Here is an 18,555-nt window from a genome sequence, read left to right as displayed (position 1 = left end):
CGCGCACCGGTCAGAGCCGCACGCCGAGCAGAGCCGCGCACCGGTCAGTGCCGCGCACCCGCCGAGCGGGGCCCCTCCGCGCTCAGGTCGGTGAGCGCCTCGGTGAGCAGTTCGCGGGCCTCCTCCGCGCGGCCCTGCTCGATCAGCGCGGTGCCCAGCTCGGTCAGCGTCTTGGTCATGCTGTCCGGCCGGCCCACCGCCTCGAAGTGCACCAGGGCCTGCCGGTAGGCCTTCTCGGCAGCCGGCCAGCGCTTCAACGCCGCGCGGTCCAGGCCGAGTTCGTGCGCGGTCATGGCCGCCAGCAGGTGGATCAGCGGTGAGGACCAGCGCTCCACCAGCTCCAGCGCCCCGGCCAGGGCCCGCCGGCGCGACTCCACCGCCTCCTCCGCCCGGCCCGACTCCCGCAGGCAGTTGGCGGCGCCCCGCAGGGTAACCAGCCGGCCGATCATCGCCGAGCGGTTGGCGACCTCGGCGAAGGCGTCCGCCGCCCGGTGGAAGGCGTCGGTCGCCTCGCGGTGCCGCTGGAGGTAGCGCAGGCCCGAGGCCAGGTAGGTGAGCGCCCAGCCCTGCTGCTCCCGGTCGCCCACCGCGCGGGCCAGTTCCAGCCCCTCGGTGGCCAGTTCGATGCCGCGCTGGTAGCGGTGCAGGCAGGTGACGTACGTCCAGGCCAGGTAGTTGACGTGCACCGCCTCGATGCGGGTGTCCCCGATCGCGCGGGCCGCGTCCGCCGACAGCTGGAACACCTCGGCCCAGATGCCCCAGCTCAGCAGCCGGTCGGAGAACCAGTGCATCGCCTCGGCGGTGTCCACCACCTCCCGGTAGCGGCCGGCCCGCTGCGCCTGGTGCAGGGCGGCCAGCCACTCCGGGTGCTCGTACTCCAGCCAGGCGGCGGCCTCGGTGAGGTGCGCGGGCGCGGTGGCGCCGGCGCCGGCCCCGTCCGTGGCGTGGTCGGGATCGAAGCGCAGGCCGTATTCGGCGGCCCGGCCGAGGATCCAGCGGCCGGCCCGGGTGCGGGCCTCCTCCAGCTCCCGGGCCGTCTCGTCCGCGGCCAGCCGCTCGCCCGCGTAGAGCCGCACCAGGTCGTGCAGGCGGTAGCGGTCCGGGGTGGCCGCCTGCATCAGTCCGGCGTCGACGAGCTGCTCCAGCACCAGCTCGGTGCGGGCCGCCGACCGGCCCGCGTAGGCCGCGGCGATCTCCGCGGTGAAGTCCTGGCCCGCCGTCAACGCGCAGCGGCGCAGGACGAGTCGGGACTCCTCGGGCAGCCGCCGGTAGGAGAGTTCGAAGGCCGGGCGGACGGCCAGGTCGCCGGTCTCCAGCAGGTCCAGCCGGTTCTCCTCGGCGGCGAGCTGGCGCACCAGGTGGGCGACCGGCTGCTGCGGGCGGGCGACCAGGCGCTGCCCGGCGATCCGCAGCGCGAGCGGCAGGTAGCCGCAGAGCCTGGCCAGTTCGGCGGTGGCGTCGGGGGCGGCCTCGATCCGCTCGCGGCCGGCGATCCGGGCCAGCAGGCCGGCCGACTCCGCGGGGGACAGCACGTCCAGGCTCAGCCGGTGCACCGACTCCAGACCGGGCAGCACGTTGCGGCTGGTCACGATGGTCACGGCCGGGCCGGAGCCGGGCAGCAGCGGGCGCACCTGGCTCTCGTCCGCGGCGTTGTCCAGCACCAGCACCAGCCGCCGCTCGCGGACCAGCGCCCGGTAGAGGCCGGCCCGCTCCTCCGTCCCGGCGGGCACCGCGGCGTCGGCGACGCCCAGCGCACGCAGCACCTGGCCGAGCGCGTCCCGGGCGGACAGCGGCTGCGGGGACATGCCGCCGAGGTCCAGCGACAGCTGGCCGTCCGGGAAGGCCCCGGCCAGGGCGTGGGCGGCGTGCAGCGCGAAGGAGGTCTTGCCGAGGCCGGGCTGGCCGCTGACCAGCACCACGCGCGGGTGGGCCGGCCGCTCGTCCTCGGCCAGCCGGGTGATCAGGGCGAGGGCGTCCTCGCGGGCGGTGAAGTCGGCGATGTCGCGGGGCAGCGCGAGGGCGCTCTGGCCGGCCGCCCCGGAGACCGGGGGCCCGGCGGGCGGCGCGTCCGCGGCGGGGCCGGCGTCGCGCGGGGCGGAGCGGCGGGGCCGGTGCACCGCCGCGGCCGGGGCCGGCCGCACCCCGCGCGGGCGCCCCGACTGGGCGGCCCGGTCCAGCGCCTCGGCCTTCGCGCCGTCCAGCGCGAGCGCCTCGGCCAGGGCCCGGACGGTGCGCCGCTGCGGCCCGCGGGTGCGGCCGCGTTCCATGTCCCCGAGGGCCCGCAGGCTGACCCCGGCGGCCGCGGCGAGTTCCTCCTGGGTCAGGCCCGCCGCCACCCGGTGCCCGGCGAGCAGACGGCTGAACTCGTTCGTCTCCGTGTCCGTGCCGCCCCCGGCCGCCATACCGCGCCCCCACTCGTTCGGTCCTGCACAGTTCCGCACTTCTGCCTGGAGTCGCCCCCGGCGGTTCGCCCCAGGCAGAAGTATGCCCGGGCGGACAGGTTCCGCCTACTCGGCCCTCCCCCAGGCTATCGTCCCAGGTCAGAGGGGATGTGCCCGGGTGGCCCGCCCGGGCGGGGGCGGTTCCGCGCGGGGCGGGCCGCCGGTAGTTCCGCCTGTGGTTCCGCTGGTCGAACAGCGGTTTTCCGCCACCCGGGGGCCGGGCTGTGGCCAGGACGGCTCCTAGCTAGCTAGGCCAGGCGCCGCACTTCCGCGCCCTCGGCGGTGCGGCCGAGGGCGTCGAGCAGGTCGGCGAGCAGGCCGTGGGAGCGGGCTTCCAGGGCCGGGTCGCCGACGGCGCGGCCCAGGGCCACGGCGAGCCTGGCCGAGGAGAGCGCGGCGTCCCGGCGGCCGAGCGCGTGCAGGGCGCGGGCCCGGCTGTGGGTGGCGAGGACGGCCTCGGCGCCGCCGGAGCGGGCGGTGGCGGCGCGCACCGCCTCGTCGGCGTGGCGCAGGGCCGGTGCCGGGTCCCCGGCCAGGACCAGCGCGTCGGCGAGGTCGGTGAGCGCGCGGACCAGCAGGTGGTCGGTGGCCGGGGTGCGGGCGGCGGCCACCAGGTCGCCGAGCATCGGCACCGCCCGCTCGTAGCGGCCGGCCCGCAGCAGGGCGGCGGCCACCCGGCTGCGGCAGTGGTGGCGCAGCGCCGCGTCGCCGGTCCGGTCGGCGGCGGCGAGGGCCCGCTCCAGGGTGTCGGCGGCGGTGCGGTGGGCCCCGCGGTCGACGTGCACGACGGCGAGGTCGGTGGCCAGCCGGGCCACCGCCGCCTCGTCCCCGTCCGCGTGGGCGGCGCGCAGCCCGGCCTCGACCACGGCCCGCCAGTGCGTCCGGTCGTGACCGGCCGTCTCGTACAACCAGCCCGCCCGGTGGGCGAGTTGCCAGGCCGCGGTGGGCCGCCCCTTCTGCTCGGCGCATTCCACCACCGCGCGCAGGGCGCTCTCCTCGCGGCGGAACCAGGCCGCCGCGCCCGGCGCGCCGTCGCTCACCGGGCCGTCGGCCGTCCAGCCGGCGGTGACGTCGAGGTAGTGGGCGATCAGCCGGTCGAGGGCCAGGAAGCGCTCGTCACAGGTGAGTTCGGCGGCCCGGGCGGCGGCGTGGCGGCGGACCAGCTCGCGCCGGGCGTACCGGCCGGGGCTGGTCTCCTCCAGCAGGTGGACGGCGTCCAGCCGGGTCAGCAGGGTGCGGGTGGCCGCGGGCGGGAGGTCGGCGAGGGCGGCGGCGGTGTCACCGCCGATCTCCGCGCCGGGGTGCAGGCCGAGCAGGGTGAACAGCCGGGCGGCGGCGGGCTCCAGGGCGCGGTACGTCAGGTCCAGGGCGCCGGTGAGGCCGAGCGGGCCGCGGCTGGTGCCGGGGCCCGAGAGCGCGGCCAGGCCGGTCTGCTCGTCGGCCAGCTCGGCGGCGAGGTCGGCCACGGACCAGTCGGGCCGGGCGGCCAGCCGGGCGGCGGCCAGGCGCAGGGCGAGCGGCAGGCGGTCGCAGCGCTCGGCGAGTTCGGCGACCGCCTCCGGTTCACCGGCCGTGCGGTCAGCGCCGAGGGTGCGGGCGAGCAGGTCGGCGGCCTCGTCGGGGCCGAGCACGTCCAGCGGCACCGGGATGCCGCCGGTGCGGACCAGCAGGTGGCGCAGCCGGTTGCGGCTGGTGACGACGGTGACCGGGGCGGGCTCGCTGTCGGTCGCCGGCGGGTCGGGCAGCAGCGGGGCGAGCTGCTCGTAGCAGGCGGCGTCGTCCAGCACGACCAGCATCCGCCGGCCGCCGACCAGTTCGCGGTAGCGGCGGGCTCGGTCCGCGGGCTCGCCGGGCATCGCCCCGGGGGCGACGCCGAGCGCGGTGAGGAGCTCTTCGAGCACCTCGGCGGGTTCGCGCGGCCCGTCCGGGTCGAAGCCGCGCAGCTCGGCGTGGAGGACGCCGTCCGGGAAGGACTCCTCGCCGCGCCGGGCGGCCCACTGCCGGACCAGGCTGGTCTTGCCGACCCCGGCGGGGCCGGTGACGAGGATCGGGCGGCCGTCCCGGGCGGCGGGCAGCACCCCGTCCAGCCGGGCGAGCTCCGCGCCGCGGCCGACGAACCGGCGGTCGGCGGCGGGCCCGGCGCCCGACTGCTCGCCGGCCCGGCGCAGCTCCGGTCCCGGCGGCCGGGTGAGCCGGGCCACCGCCCGCTCGTAGCGCTCCCGCGCCTCGGCGCTCCGCCCGTCCTGGTCCAGGCAGCGCACCAGCCGGGCGGCCAGCGTCTGCCGCTCGGGGTGGCCGTCGGCCGCCTCGGCGAGTTCGGCGGCCAGCTCGCCGCCCCGGCCGGTGCGCAGCAGGCCGTCGGCCAGTCCTTCCAGGGCGCGCAGCCGCAGGTCCGTCAGGTACGGGAGGGTGCGCTCGCGCAGCAGGGCGGAGCCGCAGTCGTCGAGCGCCGGGCCGCGCCACAGGTCCAGCGCGGTGCGCAGCAGGGCCACCGGGTCCTGCTGCGGGGGCTCCTTCGACGGCGGCGCGTCCCCCGGCTGGTCCCCCGGCGCGGTGGCGGGCTCGGGAAGCAGCAGCCCGGCCTGCCCGCAGAGCCGCTCGAAGCGCAGCACGTCGACCCGGTCGGGCTCGCCGGCCAGCAGGTAGCCGGAACCCCGGGTGCCCAGTTCCAGCCCGGGGCCGTCCAACAGCTGGCGCAGCGCGGCGACGTGGCCCTGGAGGGCGGCCCGTGCGGTGGGGGGCGCGCAGCCCTCCCAGACCAGCTCGATCAGCTCCTCGGTGGGGACCGTCCGGTTGAGCCGCAGGGCGAGCGCGCTCAGCAGCGCCCGGCGTTTGGGCGCCGAGGGCGTCACCGCCGTCCCGTCCTCCCGCCGCGCCACCACCGGCCCGAGCAGATCGATGCGCACCCGACCGTTCCCCTCCCCCGCCTGCGATTACCGGCCGGTTCGAGGATAGGGCCGACCGGACCCTTGTCGGGCCGGGCCCGCTGCGGGCACCGTATCCGGCGGGTGCGACACGGCCCCGCCGTCCGCCCGCCCGCAGGTGCCACCGGCCGCTCCCACCAGCCGGTGCAACCTGCGGGCGCCCCCCAGGCGTATACCGGGGGCGGGGGCGGTCGGCGAGTTGGCCGGACATGTTCTCGCACTACACTGCTCCACCCCGAGGCCGGACGGCCGCTTCGGGGTGGTTCGGGGGTTTCGGGTGGTCCGGACCGTCCGGATGTTCCGGATTTCCGGATGTTCGGAGGTTTCAGGTGCTGTGCGGTGGTGCGGGGAGTTGGGGGTACCGGTGCGGATTCGGCTGCTCGGGCCGGTGGAGCTGCGGGTCGGGGCGGACGGCTTCGCCGGCGTCCCGGGCGCGCAGCGGCGGGCCGTGCTGGCGCTGCTCGCGCTGCGGCTGGGGCACCTGGTCACCGTGGACCAGCTGTGCGAGCTGCTGTGGGACGAGCAGCCGCCGCCGAGCGCCCGGGCGGCCGTGCAGGGGCACGTCGCCGCGCTGCGCAAGGTGCTCGCCGACACCCCGTTCGAGCTGCACACCCGGGACTCCGGCTACCTGCTGACCGGGCCCGCCGGCGCGGTGGACGCGCTGCGCTTCGAGGAGCTCGCCGGCACCGCCGACCGGCGCGCCGGGCTCGGCGACGGCACCGCGGCGGTCGCACTGCTGGAGGAGGCGCTGCGGCTGTGGCGCGGCGACGCGCTGGCCGACCTGCCGGACACCCCGCTGCGCGCCGCCGCGGTGGACCGGCTGACGCAGTCCCGCACCGCCGCCCTGCTCTGCTGGGCCGGGCTGCGGCTCGGCCAGGGCGCCGGGGCGTCCGCCGTGCCGCTGCTGGAGCAGGGCGTGCGCAGGGACGGGCTGCGCGAGGAGCTGGTGGCGCTCCTGATGCGCTGCCTGCACCAGGCGGGCCGGTCCGCCGAGGCGCTGACCGCCTACCACCAGGCCCGGGTGCGGCTGGACGAGGAGCTGGGCATCAACCCCGGCCCGGCCCTGCGGGCGGCGCTCGCCGAGGTGCTGGCCGACGACCGCACGGCGGAGCCGGCGCCGGCTCCGGCCGTCCGCCCGGCTCCCGGGGCGGCGCCGCAGCCCCCGCCGGCCCCGCGCCAACTGCCGCGCCGCGACCCGGACTTCGTCGGACGCACCAGCGACCTGGCGTGCCTGGACCGGGCCTGCGGGCCCGGGCGCACCGGAGACGGCCCGGTGCTGGTGGTCGGCCCGGCCGGGGTCGGCAAGAGCGCGCTGGTCACCGCCTGGGCGCACCGGGCCGCCCGGCGCTTCCCGGACGGCCTGCTGCACGCCGGGCTGCGCGGCCTCGACCCCGACGGCCCGGCCCGGCCCGAGGACGTCCTGGCCGGCTTCCTGCGCGCGCTCGGCGTGCCGCCGCACGGCGTCCCCGCCGGACGCGCCGCCCGGGCCGCGCTCTACCGCGAGCGCACCCGGGGCCGGCGGCTGCTGGTGCTGCTGGACGACGCCGCCGACGCCGAGCAGGTCGCCGACCTGCTGCCCGCCGGGCCGGAGAGCACCGCCGTGGTCACCGGCCGGGGCTCGCTGGAGGGCCTGGTCGCCCTGGAGGGAGCCGCCCTGCTGCGGCTGTCCGCCCTGCCCGAGGACGACGCCCTGCACCTGCTGGAGCGTGCCCTGACGCCCGAGCGGCTGCGCGCCGAGCCGGAGGCCGCCGCCCGGCTCGCCGGGCTCTGCGACCACCTGCCGCTCGCCCTGCGGATCGCCGCGGCCCGGCTGGCCGCCCGGCCGGACTGGACGCTCGCCGAGCTGGTCGACGAGCTCGCCGACGAACGGACCAGGCTGGCCGTCCTGGACGCCGACGGCACGCTGTCCGTCGCGGGCCGGCTACGGCTGACCCACCGCCGGCTCTCCGCCCCCGCGGCCGAGCTGCTCACCGTCCTGGCCGCCCACCCCGGCCGCGAGGTGGACACCGCGGCGAGCGCCGCGCTGCTCGGCAGCGACACCGCCACCGCCCACCGGGGGCTCGGCGAACTGGCCTCCCACCACCTGCTCACCGGCACCGCCCCCGGCCGCCACGCCCGTACCGACCTGGTCCGGCTGTACGGCGCCGGACTGCTCGCCGAACGGCCCGGACGGCACCGGCGGCTGCTCCGCGAGCGCCTGGCCGACCACTACCTCGCGGCCCTGCGGCACTGCGGCTCCTTCCTCGACCCCGGCCAGGAGGACACCGCCCCGCCCGACGCCCCGGCGCAGGCGCCGCCGGCCGTCGCGGACATCCGCAGCGCGCTCGACTGGTTCGACGCCGAGGAGCCGGCCATCGCCGCGCTGGTCGCCGCGCCCGACACCGATCCGGGGCGGGCCTGGCGGCTCGCGCTGACCTGCGGCTCGCTGTACTACGGCGCCAGCCGCTTCACCGACTGGCTCGCCACCGCCCGGCTGGGCCAGGCGGCGGCCGAGCGGTGCGGCGACCCGCTCGCCGTCGCGCTGCTGCTCACCTGCCGGGCGCAGGCCCTGGTCGCGCTGGAGCGGCGGCAGGAGTCGGCTCAGGCGGCGCGGAGGGCGGTCGCGGCGGCCGAGGCCGCCGAGGGGCCCGTCGCCGCGTCCGCGCGCGTACGGGCGCTCGCCACGCTGGCGCTGGTCACCGCGATGCTCGGCCACGCCGCCGAGGCCGAACGGCTGGCGGCCTCCGCCACGGCGCTCGCGCTGGAGTCCGGGGACCGCCGCCGGCTGGTGGACGCCAAGGTGCACCAGGGCTGGGTGAGCCTGGCCACCGGGGACCGGGAGGGCGCCCAGCGCCGGTCCCGCGAGGCCCGGGAGCTGCTGCCCGCCACGCCCGTCACCCAGGTCCACCTCTGGTCACTGCTGACCGAGGCGCAGGCCCTCGCGCCGACCGTCCGCGACGACGCCGCCGACCTCGCCTGGCACCGGCTGCTCGCCGCGTGCGAGGAGGCCGGGCTGCTGTACCTGCACGCGCTGGCCGAGCAGTCCTACGCCGCGTACCTGCTGTCCCGGGGCCGGGAGGCCGAGGCACGCGGCCGGCTGCGCACGGCCCTGGAGCGCTTCCGCGCGCACGACCGGCAGGCGGGCTACCTCAGCGAGTTCACCACCAGCCTGGAGGAGTCGTTCGACCTGCGCACCGGCCGGAGGCCGGCGGACGGCTTGACCGGACGGCCGGACCGGACGGCTTGACCGGACGGCCGGCCCGGGCGGCTGAAACCGGTCCGCCGGCCCGGGCGGCTCGGGCCGGGACGCTCCGGCCGACAGTCCGCAGCCGGGAGGCACCGGCCGGGAGGCACCGGCCCGGCGGCCGGGCCGGGAGCGCCGGCTGCCGCACACCCCGTCACCCGGTGGCCGAGGCGGCCCCGCGCTCCGCCGGGGCGTACCCGTGCTCGGCGGCCAGCACCGGGCGCAGCGCCCGGATCGCGTAGAAATTGCGGGACTTGACCGTCCCCGGCGGCACGCCCAGCCGGGCCGAGGCCTCCAGCACCGAGCGGTCCTTGAGGTGGAGTTCGACCAGCACCTCGCGGTGGTGCTTCTGCACCCGGCGCAGCGCCAGCGCGATGTCCCGGGCCACCACCACCCGCTCGTACGGGTCGTCGGCGGACGGCCGGTCCTCCACCGGCTCGCCGATCACCTCCTTGGCACGCGCTGCGGCCATCCGGTAGTGGTCGATGGCGATCCGCCGAGCGACGGTGAACAGCCACGGCCGGCTCGCCTCCGGGCCGGCCGCCAGCGCCTCCGGGTGCTGCCAGGCGCGCAGCAGGGTCTCCTGGAGGATGTCCTCCGCCTTGCCGCGGTCGCCGCCGGTGGCCCGCAGCAGCGCGCGCAGCAGGTAGCCGCCGTGCAGCCGGTGGATCTCGGCGAGCACGTCGGGGTCGAGGGTCGGGCGGACCGGGGCGGTGGCGTCCGCCGGCGCGGCTGCCGGCCCCTCGGACGACGGGGTGACGGACGTGGGCTGGGCGACGGACGGCTTCGACACGCGCTACCTCTCAGGTCGGGCAGGGGCGCAGCACGGGCAGGGGACTCGGCACGGGCAGGCGTGCCGGGCACCGGCCGGACATCCCCGGCGGTGGCTGCAGCAGCACACTGCCGGAGGCCGCCAAGTCCGCACCAAAGATCCGCCAACGCCCCCCGGCCGGGGCACCCGGGGCCGTCCCGGGTGCCACCGTTGGCGGGCGCGGACGGCTGTTGGCCGGTCGTTAGCGGCCGTGAGCTGCGGCTCTTTCCGCCGCGGCCGGAGCGCGGCCCGGCCGCCCGCTCAGCCCTCGGCGAGCGCCCGGAGCAGCTCCTTCACCCCGTCCTCGCCGCGGCTCTCGATCAGCACCGCGACCCAGCCCGCCAGCCGTCGGCGGTCCGCCTCCGCCCATCCCGGGGCGGACGGGTGCTCGTCCACCACCAGCGCCCGCGCCACGCCCAGCAGGCCGGGCGCGGGCCGCGACCGCCGCTGCGGCCCGGCCCGCAGCGCCAGCCGCCGGGCGACCGCGATCACCTCCTCCGCCGGCGCTCCGGGCACCGCCAGCACGGCCGGCCCGGGCTCGCTCGGTGCCCCGGCCCGTACCAGGGCCGCGATGAGCTCCCGCGCCTGCGTCCCGTCCACGGCCATGCCGCAGCCCTCCCCCGTCCCGTTCACGGGACTCACGCTCCTTCCGACTCGGTGGCACTCGGCGGACGCCGGGTGCCACCGCACGACGGTACCGATCGGTAGCCGGTCGGGCGGAGGGTTTTTCCGATGCGGTCCCTCCCGATGCGACAGCGGGCGCACCCCGCGCCCTGTCCCGCTCAACGCGCCCTGCACCACGGGCGGTTCAGATGAACCGGAACGGCTCCTTCAGCCGTACTTCCGGCTGTACGGGCCGGGCCGACCGCAGGCACCCCTCCGGCGCACCCTGGAACAGGAGGTCATCCGATGGCTTTCTCCGACGGCACCGCGGGCACGGGCAGCACCGCGCCGCCCGCACCCGACTACTCCCCCGCAGCCTGGCCCGAGCCCGTCGCCCTGCTGCCCCGCGGTCCGCTCGACCCGCTCGGCACGGTGCTCATCCCGCCCGCCGAGCGGCGGCTGTTCAGCCGGGAGCCGGCCCTCGCAGCGCCCCCGGCGGCAGCGCCGGCGCCCGTCCCGCCGACGGGTCCGCCGGCCTGGGGCGGCCTGGCTCGGACGGCCCCCGGCCCGCTCCCCGTGCCGCCCGTACCGCCCGCGGCCCCTGCACCGCCCGCGGCGCCCGTACCGCCCGCGGCGCCTGCATCGCCCGCGGCGCCCGTACCGCCCGTGCCCCCCGCGCGGCACCCGGGCCCGGAGCGCCCGCGCCCCCGGCGGCTCACCCTCCCCGGCAGCGCGGAGGCCCGTCGGCGGGGCCTGCTCGAACGCGTCCGGGTGCCGCTGCGGGCCTGCCACCGGATCGCCGTCCTCGGCGGCCCCGCCGACGGGCTCGCCGCCGCCCTCGGCACCCTGCTCGCCGAACACCGGGCCGAGCCGGTGCTCGTGCTGTCCACCACCGGGCCCGCCGGGAGCGAGTGCCGCACCGGCGGCCGACTCGTGCTGCGCTCCGTGGCACCGGACCCGGCCGCCCTGCGGCGGGCCCTCGACGAGGCCGGCGGCCACTACCCGGTGATCCTGGCGGACACCGCCGGAGCCCCGGCCGGAGTCCAGCTCGCCGCCGTCGACCACGCCGACCAGCTGCTGCTCCGCGCCCAGGCCTCCGCCACCGGCGCCCGCACCGCCGACGCCCTCCTCGACCACCTCACCGCACTCGGCCGCCACGACCTGGTCCACGGGGCCGCCGCCGTCTTCACCCCCGCCCCGCCCGCCGAGCGTCCGATCGCCGACCGCGACCTCCTCCCCCACTTCCGCGCCCGCTGCCGCGACGCCCTCACCCTGCCGCACCCCGACCCCGCCGGGCTGCGCACCCGCACCCGGCTCGACTACCTCGAACTCGCCGCCCTCGTCGGCGACGCGATAGCCGAGCGGCAGGGTTGAGCCGCCGGGGCGGGCGGCGGCGGCCCCGGCAGGGTTGAGCCGCCGCCCGCCGAGGGGGATGCCGACCCCGACGGGGATGCCGAGCCCGACGGGGATGCCGAGCCCGACGGGGATGCCGAGCCCGACGGGACCGACGGCCTCGCGGTCCGCCGGGGACGAGCGGTCAGGCCGTGCAGGTGGCGCGGACGGCGCCGGCCGCATGGTGGGCGCGGGTCTTGGTGCCGCCCGACCAGTCCAGGCCGCGGCTGTGCAGCGTCACCGAGATCGGGCCGCGGTAGGCGAACGGCCCCTGGTTCACCCAACTGCCCCGACTGGCCGTCTGGTCGATGGAGAACGAGCCGACCTGGCCGCCGCCGCTCTGCACCGTGTAGTAGCTCGGGGCGCCGCCGACCTGCTTCACGTCGCCGCTGGACGGGATGTGGACGGACAGCGTGCAGCTGGTGACCTTGTCCACGGTGAAGGTCCAGACCACCGAGTTGCCGCCGTCGTCCTTGTCGGCCTGGCCGGACATCGGCATCGCGGCGTAGGTGCCGTTGCAGCCGTCTCCGCTGTAGCCGCCGGAGTAGTTGTGCCAGCCGTCGGCGCCCTGGTCGAACCAGCCGTTGGTCTTGTACTGGCCGCCGTTCGCGCAGTACGGGCCCGCGATCACGGTGACCGGTACCGGCGGCTTGGCGGCCGGGGGCGCGGGCTGCTGGGCCGGCGGCGGGCTTGCCTGGGACCCTCCGGGGGCCGGGGCGGTGCTGCCGCCGGCCGGGCCGCCCGCGCCCCCGGCCGCGCCACCCCGGGAGGTGCCGCCGGCGGACGGGGTGGCCGCGCCGCCCGGACGGGCCGTCGTACCGGTGCCGCCGTCGGCCCCGGTGGGGGCCGGTGCCGTCCGGCCGCCCGACGTCGGTGTGACCGAAGCGTCCGGCAGCGGGGCCGTCACGCCGGGCTGCCCGTCGGACGCGTCCCCTCCGGTGGTCCCGCCGTGCTCGTCGAAGCCGGGGCCGTGGGGCGGGGCGTCGGCACCGACCGGCCCGCGCCCGGGATCGTCGCCGCCGAGCCGGGTCACCGCCAGGGAGGTGCCGACCAGCACCAGGCCGACGGCGACGGCCGCGGCGAGCATCGGCCGGGAGAGCCGTCCGGGGCGCGGCCCGGGGCGCACGGCGCCCTCGCCCGGCGGCTCGGTGGCCGCGACGACGGGTGCCTTCGCCTCGGGGGCAGCCGAGGCGGTGACCGGCGCCGGCAGGGGGGCGGGCCCGATCCCCGTACCGGCCCCGGTCTCGGAGGCGGGATCAGCCGCCGGCGGCTCGGCCGCCACCCCGCCCTCCACGGCGTTCTCGGCCTCCACGGCGTTCTCGGCCTCCTCGGCCGCCGACGCCCAGCTCACCGCCGGGAGACGGAAGCCGCCCGACCTCCGCGACGGTTCGCCGCGCTGCTCCGCATCCACCTGCATCCCCATGTGATCCGACGACACTCCCGTGGGAACCACGGCCGCCGCAGCCGAACCGGTTCACCGGGGTCCGCGTGGCGCCGTCTCCCACCAGCCCCGACCGGCCCCGACCGTCATCCGGCGCCCAGGTCGAGGGTGTAGCGGGAGGGGTCGGCGGGGCGGACGCGGTCGGCGGGGGCGACGGCGTCGCGGCGGGCGAGCCAGGTGCGCAGCCGGTCCGGCCCCGGCCGGACGCCGCCGATCTCGTGGAGCAGCACCCGCGCCGGGCGGCCCTCCTCCGGGTCGGCCGGCTCGACCTCGACCACCTCGAACCGGGTGCCCGGGGCGAAGATGACCGTCGGCTGCTCGCCCGGCTCGCCGAACGCCGAACTGCGGTGGCCGCCGACGGACCAGATGGCGAACTCGATCCCGACGTCCTCCCCCAGATCCGCCTCGGGTGCCGCCAGTCCGGTGACCGGCGCCGGCTCGGTCAGCACCGTGCCCGGGGTGTACGCGGCGAGGTCGCCGGCCGGCGCCGGGCCGGCCACCAGGACGCCGCCGTAGTGGCTGGGCAGCCGCCGCAGACCGGCGGCGAGGCAGCGCAGGTACGGGCCGTACGGGCCCGGCTCGCCGGACCGGGCCGCCGCGAGGAGTTCGGCGCGCGGGGCCAGCGGGCCGGGATCGCCGTGCTGGAGCAGGACGGCGACGAGTTCCGGACGCTGCTCGGGCTCCGCCGCCCGGGCGCGCAGGGCCGGCAGCCGGGTGGCGACGTCCTCGACCCGCTGCACCAGCCGCTGGTAGCCGGGGCCGAGTCGGGCGGCCAGCGCGGCGCCGTCGGTGGCGGGCGTGCCGGGGGCCGGGTTCGACGGCGCCTCGGACGCGGGCTCGGACGCGGGCTCAGGCGCGGGCTCGGGCTCGGACGCGGGCTCAGGCTCGGGCTCAGGCGCGGGCTCGGGCTCGGACGCGGGCTCAGGCGCGGGCTCGACGGCCGGAGCCGCGCTCACCGGCTCCTCCGCCTCGGGCTCCTCCTCAGCACCATCGGGGGCCGACGTCGGCTCGTCGTCAGGCTCCTCGGCGTCCTCCGCCACACCGGTGTCGGCGGCCACCGACTGCGGCTCCGACGCCGCCTCCGGCACCGCCACCGCCTCCGGATCCGGCTCCGGCTCCGGCTCCGGCTCCGGCTCCGGCTCCGGCTCCGGCACCACCGCAGCCCCGACCGCAGCCTCCGGCTCCATCCAGTCCAGCCCGTACAGCCGGGCGCAGAACCGCCCCACCGCCGCCGACCCCACGTCCAGCACCCCCGCCACCGCGAGCGCGAGCCGGCCCGGCCCGGCCGGGAGCGAGCCCAGCACGGAGCCGAGGTGGTCCCACAGCGTCTCCGGAACCGGCCGCCCCGGCGTGCCGACCACCAGCACCGGCCGCGCCGGATCCGGCCGGCGCAGCCGGGGGCCGCGGTCCGGCGTGGCGCTCGGGCGCAGCCACAGGCCGGCCGCCACCGCCTCCACCTCCCAGCCCGGGAAGGCCGGGTAGCGCGCCGGCCCGGGCGCCGCGGGCAGGTCGGGGCGGGCCCGCCAGCCGACGGCGGTGACGGTGCGTTCGCGCGGGCGGGCGACCAGTTCGGTGAGGTACGGTTCCCAGCCCTCGCCCCCGTCCGCCGCCGGGTGGACGTACCGCACGCCGGCCCCGGAGGCCCCGGCCGTGCCCACCGGGACGCCGATCGCCGCCCGCACGTCCTGCCCGAGGGAGGCCGCCAACACCGCGGCCATCTCGATGAGTTCGACCGGCGCGGCCCACGGCGCGCACAGCGTGAGGCGGTCCCGCCGCACCGTCGTCTCCTGCAACCGAGCTGCGGCGTCGGCCAGTTGGGTACTGCTGGGCAGCGGCTCGGCCGGCCCGCCGACGATCAGCAGCAGCCCGTCCCCGGGGGCGACGGCCCGGTCCAGCACGGCGGGACGGACCGGCCCCGCCGTCGCCTCGGTCACCCAGAACGCCCCGCCGGCCAGCGGGGTGATGGTCGCGGCCGCGGGCCACCGGCCGCCGAGCGGCTCCGCGCCGCCACCGGGCCGGCAGCGCCACCACGTCCCGCCCTCGGCCGGCAGGGTGCCGTCCGCCTCGACGCTGACCACCGTGTCGGGCGCGACGACCGTCAACCCGGCACGTCGGGCGAGCAGTTGGGCTGGCCGTCGGCCGTCCGGGCCGACCGCCGCCAGCCCGGAGGCGGCCAGCACCAGCACGTCCGCGCCCCGCTCGCGCGCGGCCCGGGCGAGCTCCTCCAGGGAGCCGAGCAGGACGGGCGCCGCGTCCGCGGCGGCGGCGAGCAGCAACAGCGCCCGCGACTCGGCCCGCACCGGCGCCAGCGCCTCGGCCAGTCCGTCCGCCTCCGCGCCGGGCGGTGCGATCACGTAGTGCGGGCCGAGCGCCCGCAGCGTGGCGGCGCCCGTCACCGCGCCTCCGCCCGCACCCGGTCGCGTCGGGACCGCATCCCGTTCCTCCCCGCTTCTCGCGGACACGTCCGCTGCTCACGGGCGCACCCGCTGTGCGCGCCCACTCCGGTCCTACGGCCCCCGGCACCGGCCCGGTTCACCCGGGCTCCGAGCCCCCGACCCCGTTCCCCCTGCCCGTCGCCCCCTCTGCCACACTGGCCCCTGCGGCGCGGACCGGGGCGAGGGGGCTCTCATGACGGCACTGTGGATCCCCCCGGTGTACGCCGACGGGCCGACGTCGGTCCGGCTGCTGCGCGCCTACTTCACCGGCCGGCGGGCACGGGGCGGCCCGGCCTACACCGGCGCCCACTTCGAGCGGCTCGCCGGCGGCGGCGACCGCCCGGAGACGGCGGACGCCTTCACCGCCGACGACCTGGTCGCGGTCACCATGCTGAGCGTCTCGGTCCGGCCGCGCGGGGCCGTCGACCTGCTCACCGACCCCGACGGGCACTGGCACCGCCTGCTGTCCGCGATCCCCCGCGACGCCCGGCTGGAGGACCCGGCCAGCGCCCCGCTGATCGCCCCCGGCGGCCCGGCCGCCGAGCTGTGGGACCGGCTGGCCGACCCGCACCGCACCCGCCCGGGCAAGCCGGAGGGCGTCGGCACCGTGGTCGCCGGCAAGCTGCTGGCCCGCAAGCGACCGCACCTGGTCCCTGTCTACGACGCCCGGGTGAAGGCCCTGTTCCGGCGGCCGGCCGTGGACACCACCTTCTGGTCCGCGCTGGCCGAGGCCCTGCGCGCCGACGGCGGGGCGTTCCGCGCCCGGCTGGCGGAGCTCCGCGCGCAGGCCGGCATCGGCGAGGACATCGGCGTGCTCCGCGTCCTGGACGTCATCGCCTGGATGCACCAGGGCGAGGCCGCACCCGCCGCCTCCGGCTAGCTAGGGCGGCCCCACTTGTCGCTGTGGTCGCCGCCGGTTTGTCCCCAGCTTTCGAATTGCGTGCCGTGCGCCGGTGGTCGGCCTTGTTCTTGTCGGTCGCGCGATTGTCGGGTGGATCGTCCGTAATCCGCCGCAATCGGCGGTCCCGCGGACCCGCCGCCGGGGGTGATCGTGGTCGGTGCACGCACTACTCGCCCCTTGCAGTTGGGAGCCGCCATGACCTGGCCCAGTGGAGAGACCGCCTTCGTGACCGGAGCGGCATCAGGCATCGGCCTGGGGATCGCGCGGGCGCTCGTCGCCCGCGGCGCCCGGGTCACCCTCGTCGATCTGGACGGGGACAAGCTCGCGGCGGCCGTCGCGGAACTCGGCGCGGCCGAGGGGTCGGTGGTCGCGATCGAGCTCGACGTCAGCGTCGAGGACCGCTGGAAGGATGCCGCCGATCGCGCCGAGGCCGCCCTCGGGCCGGTCTCGATCCTGGTCAACAACGCGGGCGTCATCAGCGCCGCGCCCTTGGTCGACACGACGTTCGAGGACTGGCGCCGCCACTTCAGGGTGAACGTCGACGGCCAGTTCCTGGGCACGTCGGTTTTCCTGCCGCGCTTCCTGGAACGGGGCGGGCGGGCGCACATCCTTAACACGGCGTCGATGGGCGGTCTCATGCCGGTGCCGGGGGTGGGCGCGTACTCGGCTTCGAAGTTCGCCAGCGTCGGCCTGTCGCTGGCCCTGCGCGAGGAGCTGCGGGACACCGGCGTCCGTGTCTCCGTGCTGTGCCCGGGCACCGTGTCCACCGGCATGACGGCGGCGGGCGGACATCCGGTCGGCGCGGACCCGGACCGTGTCGGCGAGCAGGTGGTCGAGGCGATGGAGGCCGGACGGTTCGTGATTCCCACCCACCCCGACTTCGCGCCGATCGTCGCCGAGCTGCACCGCGAGATCGAGCAGGCCCTGCGGGACACCGACGACCGGCACGGCCCCGACCCGTCGGTGCAGATGATCCTCGGCGGCGTCGACCCGGTGAACCAGGTGCTGCCGCCGTACGCCGAGGCCCGCTGACCCCCTGCGGCCGGGTCCCGACCGCGGATCCCGGCCGCTGGCCGACCGCTTCCCTCCGACCATGACCGCCGAGATGGTCCCGCAGCTGCGCCAGGCCGACCTGATGCAAGTAACGGACGAACAGCTCGCAGCCGACGGCCTGACCATCCGCGACGTCACGATCGCGGGATTCGAGGGAGACGACATCACCGTCTCGGTGATCACCCGGCGCGACCACAGGGGCACCGGGCCGGGGATCTACAACACGCACGGCGGCGGGATGGTCACGGGCAACCGCTTTGCGGCCATCGGCCAGTGCATCCCCTGGGTGCAGGAGCACGACGCCGTCCTGGTCACCGTCGAGTACCGGCTGGCGCCCGAATACCCGGACCCCTACCCCATCGAGGACTGCTACGCCGGACTGGTGTGGACGGCCGAGCACGCGCACGAGCTCGGCATCGACCCGAGCCGGCTGATCATCGCCGGTCCCAGCGCCGGCGGCGGCCTCGCCGCGGGCACCGCCCTGCTCGCCCGCGACCGCAAGGGACCCGCGCTGGCCGGTCAGGTCCTCATGTATCCGATGCTCGACGACCGCAACCAGACCGCGTCTCGCACCAGTTCGATGGCGTCGGCCTCTGGGACCGCGGCAGCAACCTCATGGGCTGGACCGCCCTCCTCGGCGACCGCCGCGGCACCGAGAACGTCTCCGCCTACGCCGCGCCCGCACGCGCCACCGACCTGTCCGGGCTCCCGCCCGCGTTCATCGAAGTAGGCTCAGCCGAGGTCTTCCGGGACGAGGACGTGGCCTTCGCGGCCGCCCTGTGGCGCGACAGCGGCCAGGCGGAGCTGCACGTCTGGCCCGGCGGCTTCCACGGATTCGACATGATCGCGCCGCACACCGCCATCGCGCAGGCAGCCGTCACCGCCCGCAACGCCTGGGTGGCGCGCATACTCGAATGACAGTCTCCTCGGCCCCCGGAAGTCGGCCGGAGACCTCCGTGAACGCGACGAGAGAACCCGCATGCACCACCTGCTCGGCCGGCTGAGCTCGAGCGACCCGGATGCCGAAGCCAGCCTCCGGGTCGTCGCGTACTTCGACGCCCTCCTGGCCCGCGGCTCCGGCGTCGACGGGCTGCTGCGCGGCGCCGCGGCCCTCGCGGGCTGCACCGCCGGCGCCGAGACCTCCGGACGCATCCGGCGCCGGGACCCTGACGGGAAGCGACCCGCCGAGAACCCCGGCGCCCCGCGCGCGCCCCGGCGCTCCGGCGGCAACTGGGCCGTCTGGCTGGAGCGCGACGGACACAGCTCGGCCGTGCCACGTCCCGCTGCGCACGGGGCCTGGTAACGGGCCGACTTGGACGAGGGCGCGGTTC

At 78.2% G+C, this 18,555-nt stretch carries 13 protein-coding genes; 7 read left to right on the top strand and 6 right to left on the bottom strand.

The features are described 5' to 3' along the window. Positions 1–44: 44 nt before the first annotated feature. Together ACH5AR_RS23290 and ACH5AR_RS23285 are read right to left on the bottom strand one after the other, a co-directional pair. Positions 45–2,402, bottom strand: coding sequence for an ATP-binding protein (locus tag ACH5AR_RS23290; RefSeq protein ID WP_396303391.1), 2,358 nt, complete (start codon positions 2,400–2,402; stop codon positions 45–47). Positions 2,403–2,689: 287 nt separating this feature from the next. Next, a complete protein-coding gene (locus ACH5AR_RS23285; protein WP_396303390.1) occupies positions 2,690–5,347 on the bottom strand; it encodes a BTAD domain-containing putative transcriptional regulator in 2,658 nt (885 codons plus the stop codon). Between the two features lie 382 nt (positions 5,348–5,729). Between ACH5AR_RS23285 and ACH5AR_RS23280 the strand changes: the two genes are divergently transcribed. Continuing rightward, a complete protein-coding gene (locus ACH5AR_RS23280) occupies positions 5,730–8,591 on the top strand; it encodes a BTAD domain-containing putative transcriptional regulator (RefSeq protein WP_396303389.1) in 2,862 nt (953 codons plus the stop codon). Positions 8,592–8,742: 151 nt separating this feature from the next. Here ACH5AR_RS23280 and ACH5AR_RS23275 read toward each other — a convergent pair whose 3' ends face one another. Beyond that, positions 8,743–9,381: a sigma-70 family RNA polymerase sigma factor gene (locus tag ACH5AR_RS23275; RefSeq protein WP_396303388.1), complete on the bottom strand. Its 639-nt coding sequence runs from the start codon at positions 9,379–9,381 to the stop codon at positions 8,743–8,745. 279 nt (positions 9,382–9,660) lie between these two features. After that, positions 9,661–10,032 (bottom strand): hypothetical protein, encoded by a 372-nt coding sequence (locus ACH5AR_RS23270; RefSeq protein WP_396303387.1) that lies wholly within the window; start codon positions 10,030–10,032, stop codon positions 9,661–9,663. A 276-nt stretch (positions 10,033–10,308) separates the two neighbouring features. Here ACH5AR_RS23270 and ACH5AR_RS23265 point away from each other — a divergent pair, with 276 nt between their 5' ends. Next, entirely contained in the window at positions 10,309–11,376 is a 1,068-nt protein-coding gene (locus ACH5AR_RS23265; RefSeq protein ID WP_396303386.1) for a hypothetical protein, read from the top strand. 163 nt (positions 11,377–11,539) lie between these two features. On the opposite strand, the gene ACH5AR_RS23260 is transcribed toward ACH5AR_RS23265, so the two are convergent. Together ACH5AR_RS23260 and ACH5AR_RS23255 are read right to left on the bottom strand one after the other, a co-directional pair. Then, positions 11,540–12,745, bottom strand: coding sequence for a hypothetical protein (locus ACH5AR_RS23260; protein WP_396303385.1), 1,206 nt, complete (start codon positions 12,743–12,745; stop codon positions 11,540–11,542). 176 nt (positions 12,746–12,921) lie between these two features. Continuing rightward, positions 12,922–15,231 (bottom strand): hypothetical protein, encoded by a 2,310-nt coding sequence (locus ACH5AR_RS23255; RefSeq protein ID WP_396303384.1) that lies wholly within the window; start codon positions 15,229–15,231, stop codon positions 12,922–12,924. 232 nt (positions 15,232–15,463) lie between these two features. Here ACH5AR_RS23255 and ACH5AR_RS23250 point away from each other — a divergent pair, with 232 nt between their 5' ends. The 5 genes from ACH5AR_RS23250 (at position 15,464) to ACH5AR_RS23230 (ending at position 18,527) form a co-directional block, all read left to right on the top strand. Beyond that, complete coding sequence (locus ACH5AR_RS23250; RefSeq protein WP_396303383.1) at positions 15,464–16,150, top strand: DUF6308 family protein; 687 nt, start codon at positions 15,464–15,466, stop codon at positions 16,148–16,150. A 216-nt stretch (positions 16,151–16,366) separates the two neighbouring features. After that, positions 16,367–17,203: an SDR family NAD(P)-dependent oxidoreductase gene (locus tag ACH5AR_RS23245; RefSeq protein WP_396303382.1), complete on the top strand. Its 837-nt coding sequence runs from the start codon at positions 16,367–16,369 to the stop codon at positions 17,201–17,203. 61 nt (positions 17,204–17,264) lie between these two features. Then, positions 17,265–17,954 carry an alpha/beta hydrolase gene (locus ACH5AR_RS23240; protein ID WP_396303381.1) on the top strand — a complete coding sequence of 230 codons (690 nt, stop codon included), beginning with the start codon at positions 17,265–17,267 and terminating at the stop codon, positions 17,952–17,954. Beyond that, positions 17,840–18,142 carry an alpha/beta hydrolase gene (locus ACH5AR_RS23235; protein WP_396303380.1) on the top strand — a complete coding sequence of 101 codons (303 nt, stop codon included), beginning with the start codon at positions 17,840–17,842 and terminating at the stop codon, positions 18,140–18,142. Before ACH5AR_RS23240 ends, ACH5AR_RS23235 begins: the two co-directional genes overlap by 115 nt. 61 nt (positions 18,143–18,203) lie before the next feature. Further along, complete coding sequence (locus ACH5AR_RS23230) at positions 18,204–18,527, top strand: hypothetical protein (RefSeq protein WP_396303379.1); 324 nt, start codon at positions 18,204–18,206, stop codon at positions 18,525–18,527. Positions 18,528–18,555 lie beyond the last annotated feature (28 nt).

The organism is Kitasatospora sp. NPDC018619 (genome assembly GCF_044391605.1).
Classification (GTDB): Bacteria; Actinomycetota; Actinomycetes; order Streptomycetales; family Streptomycetaceae; genus Kitasatospora.
Note: the sequence above shows the minus strand (reverse complement) of the source record. Positions and strands in the feature narration are given on the sequence as shown.

Coding starts and splice junctions, on each gene's coding strand:
- ACH5AR_RS23290 (WP_396303391.1), bottom strand. CDS start 2,402: ATGGCGGCCGGGGGCGGCACGGACACGGAGACGAACGAGTTCAGCCGT.
- ACH5AR_RS23265 (WP_396303386.1), top strand. CDS start 10,309: ATGGCTTTCTCCGACGGCACCGCGGGCACGGGCAGCACCGCGCCGCCC.
- ACH5AR_RS23250 (WP_396303383.1), top strand. CDS start 15,464: ATGACGGCACTGTGGATCCCCCCGGTGTACGCCGACGGGCCGACGTCG.
- ACH5AR_RS23245 (WP_396303382.1), top strand. CDS start 16,367: ATGACCTGGCCCAGTGGAGAGACCGCCTTCGTGACCGGAGCGGCATCA.
- ACH5AR_RS23240 (WP_396303381.1), top strand. CDS start 17,265: ATGACCGCCGAGATGGTCCCGCAGCTGCGCCAGGCCGACCTGATGCAA.
- ACH5AR_RS23235 (WP_396303380.1), top strand. CDS start 17,840: ATGGGCTGGACCGCCCTCCTCGGCGACCGCCGCGGCACCGAGAACGTC.
- ACH5AR_RS23230 (WP_396303379.1), top strand. CDS start 18,204: ATGCACCACCTGCTCGGCCGGCTGAGCTCGAGCGACCCGGATGCCGAA.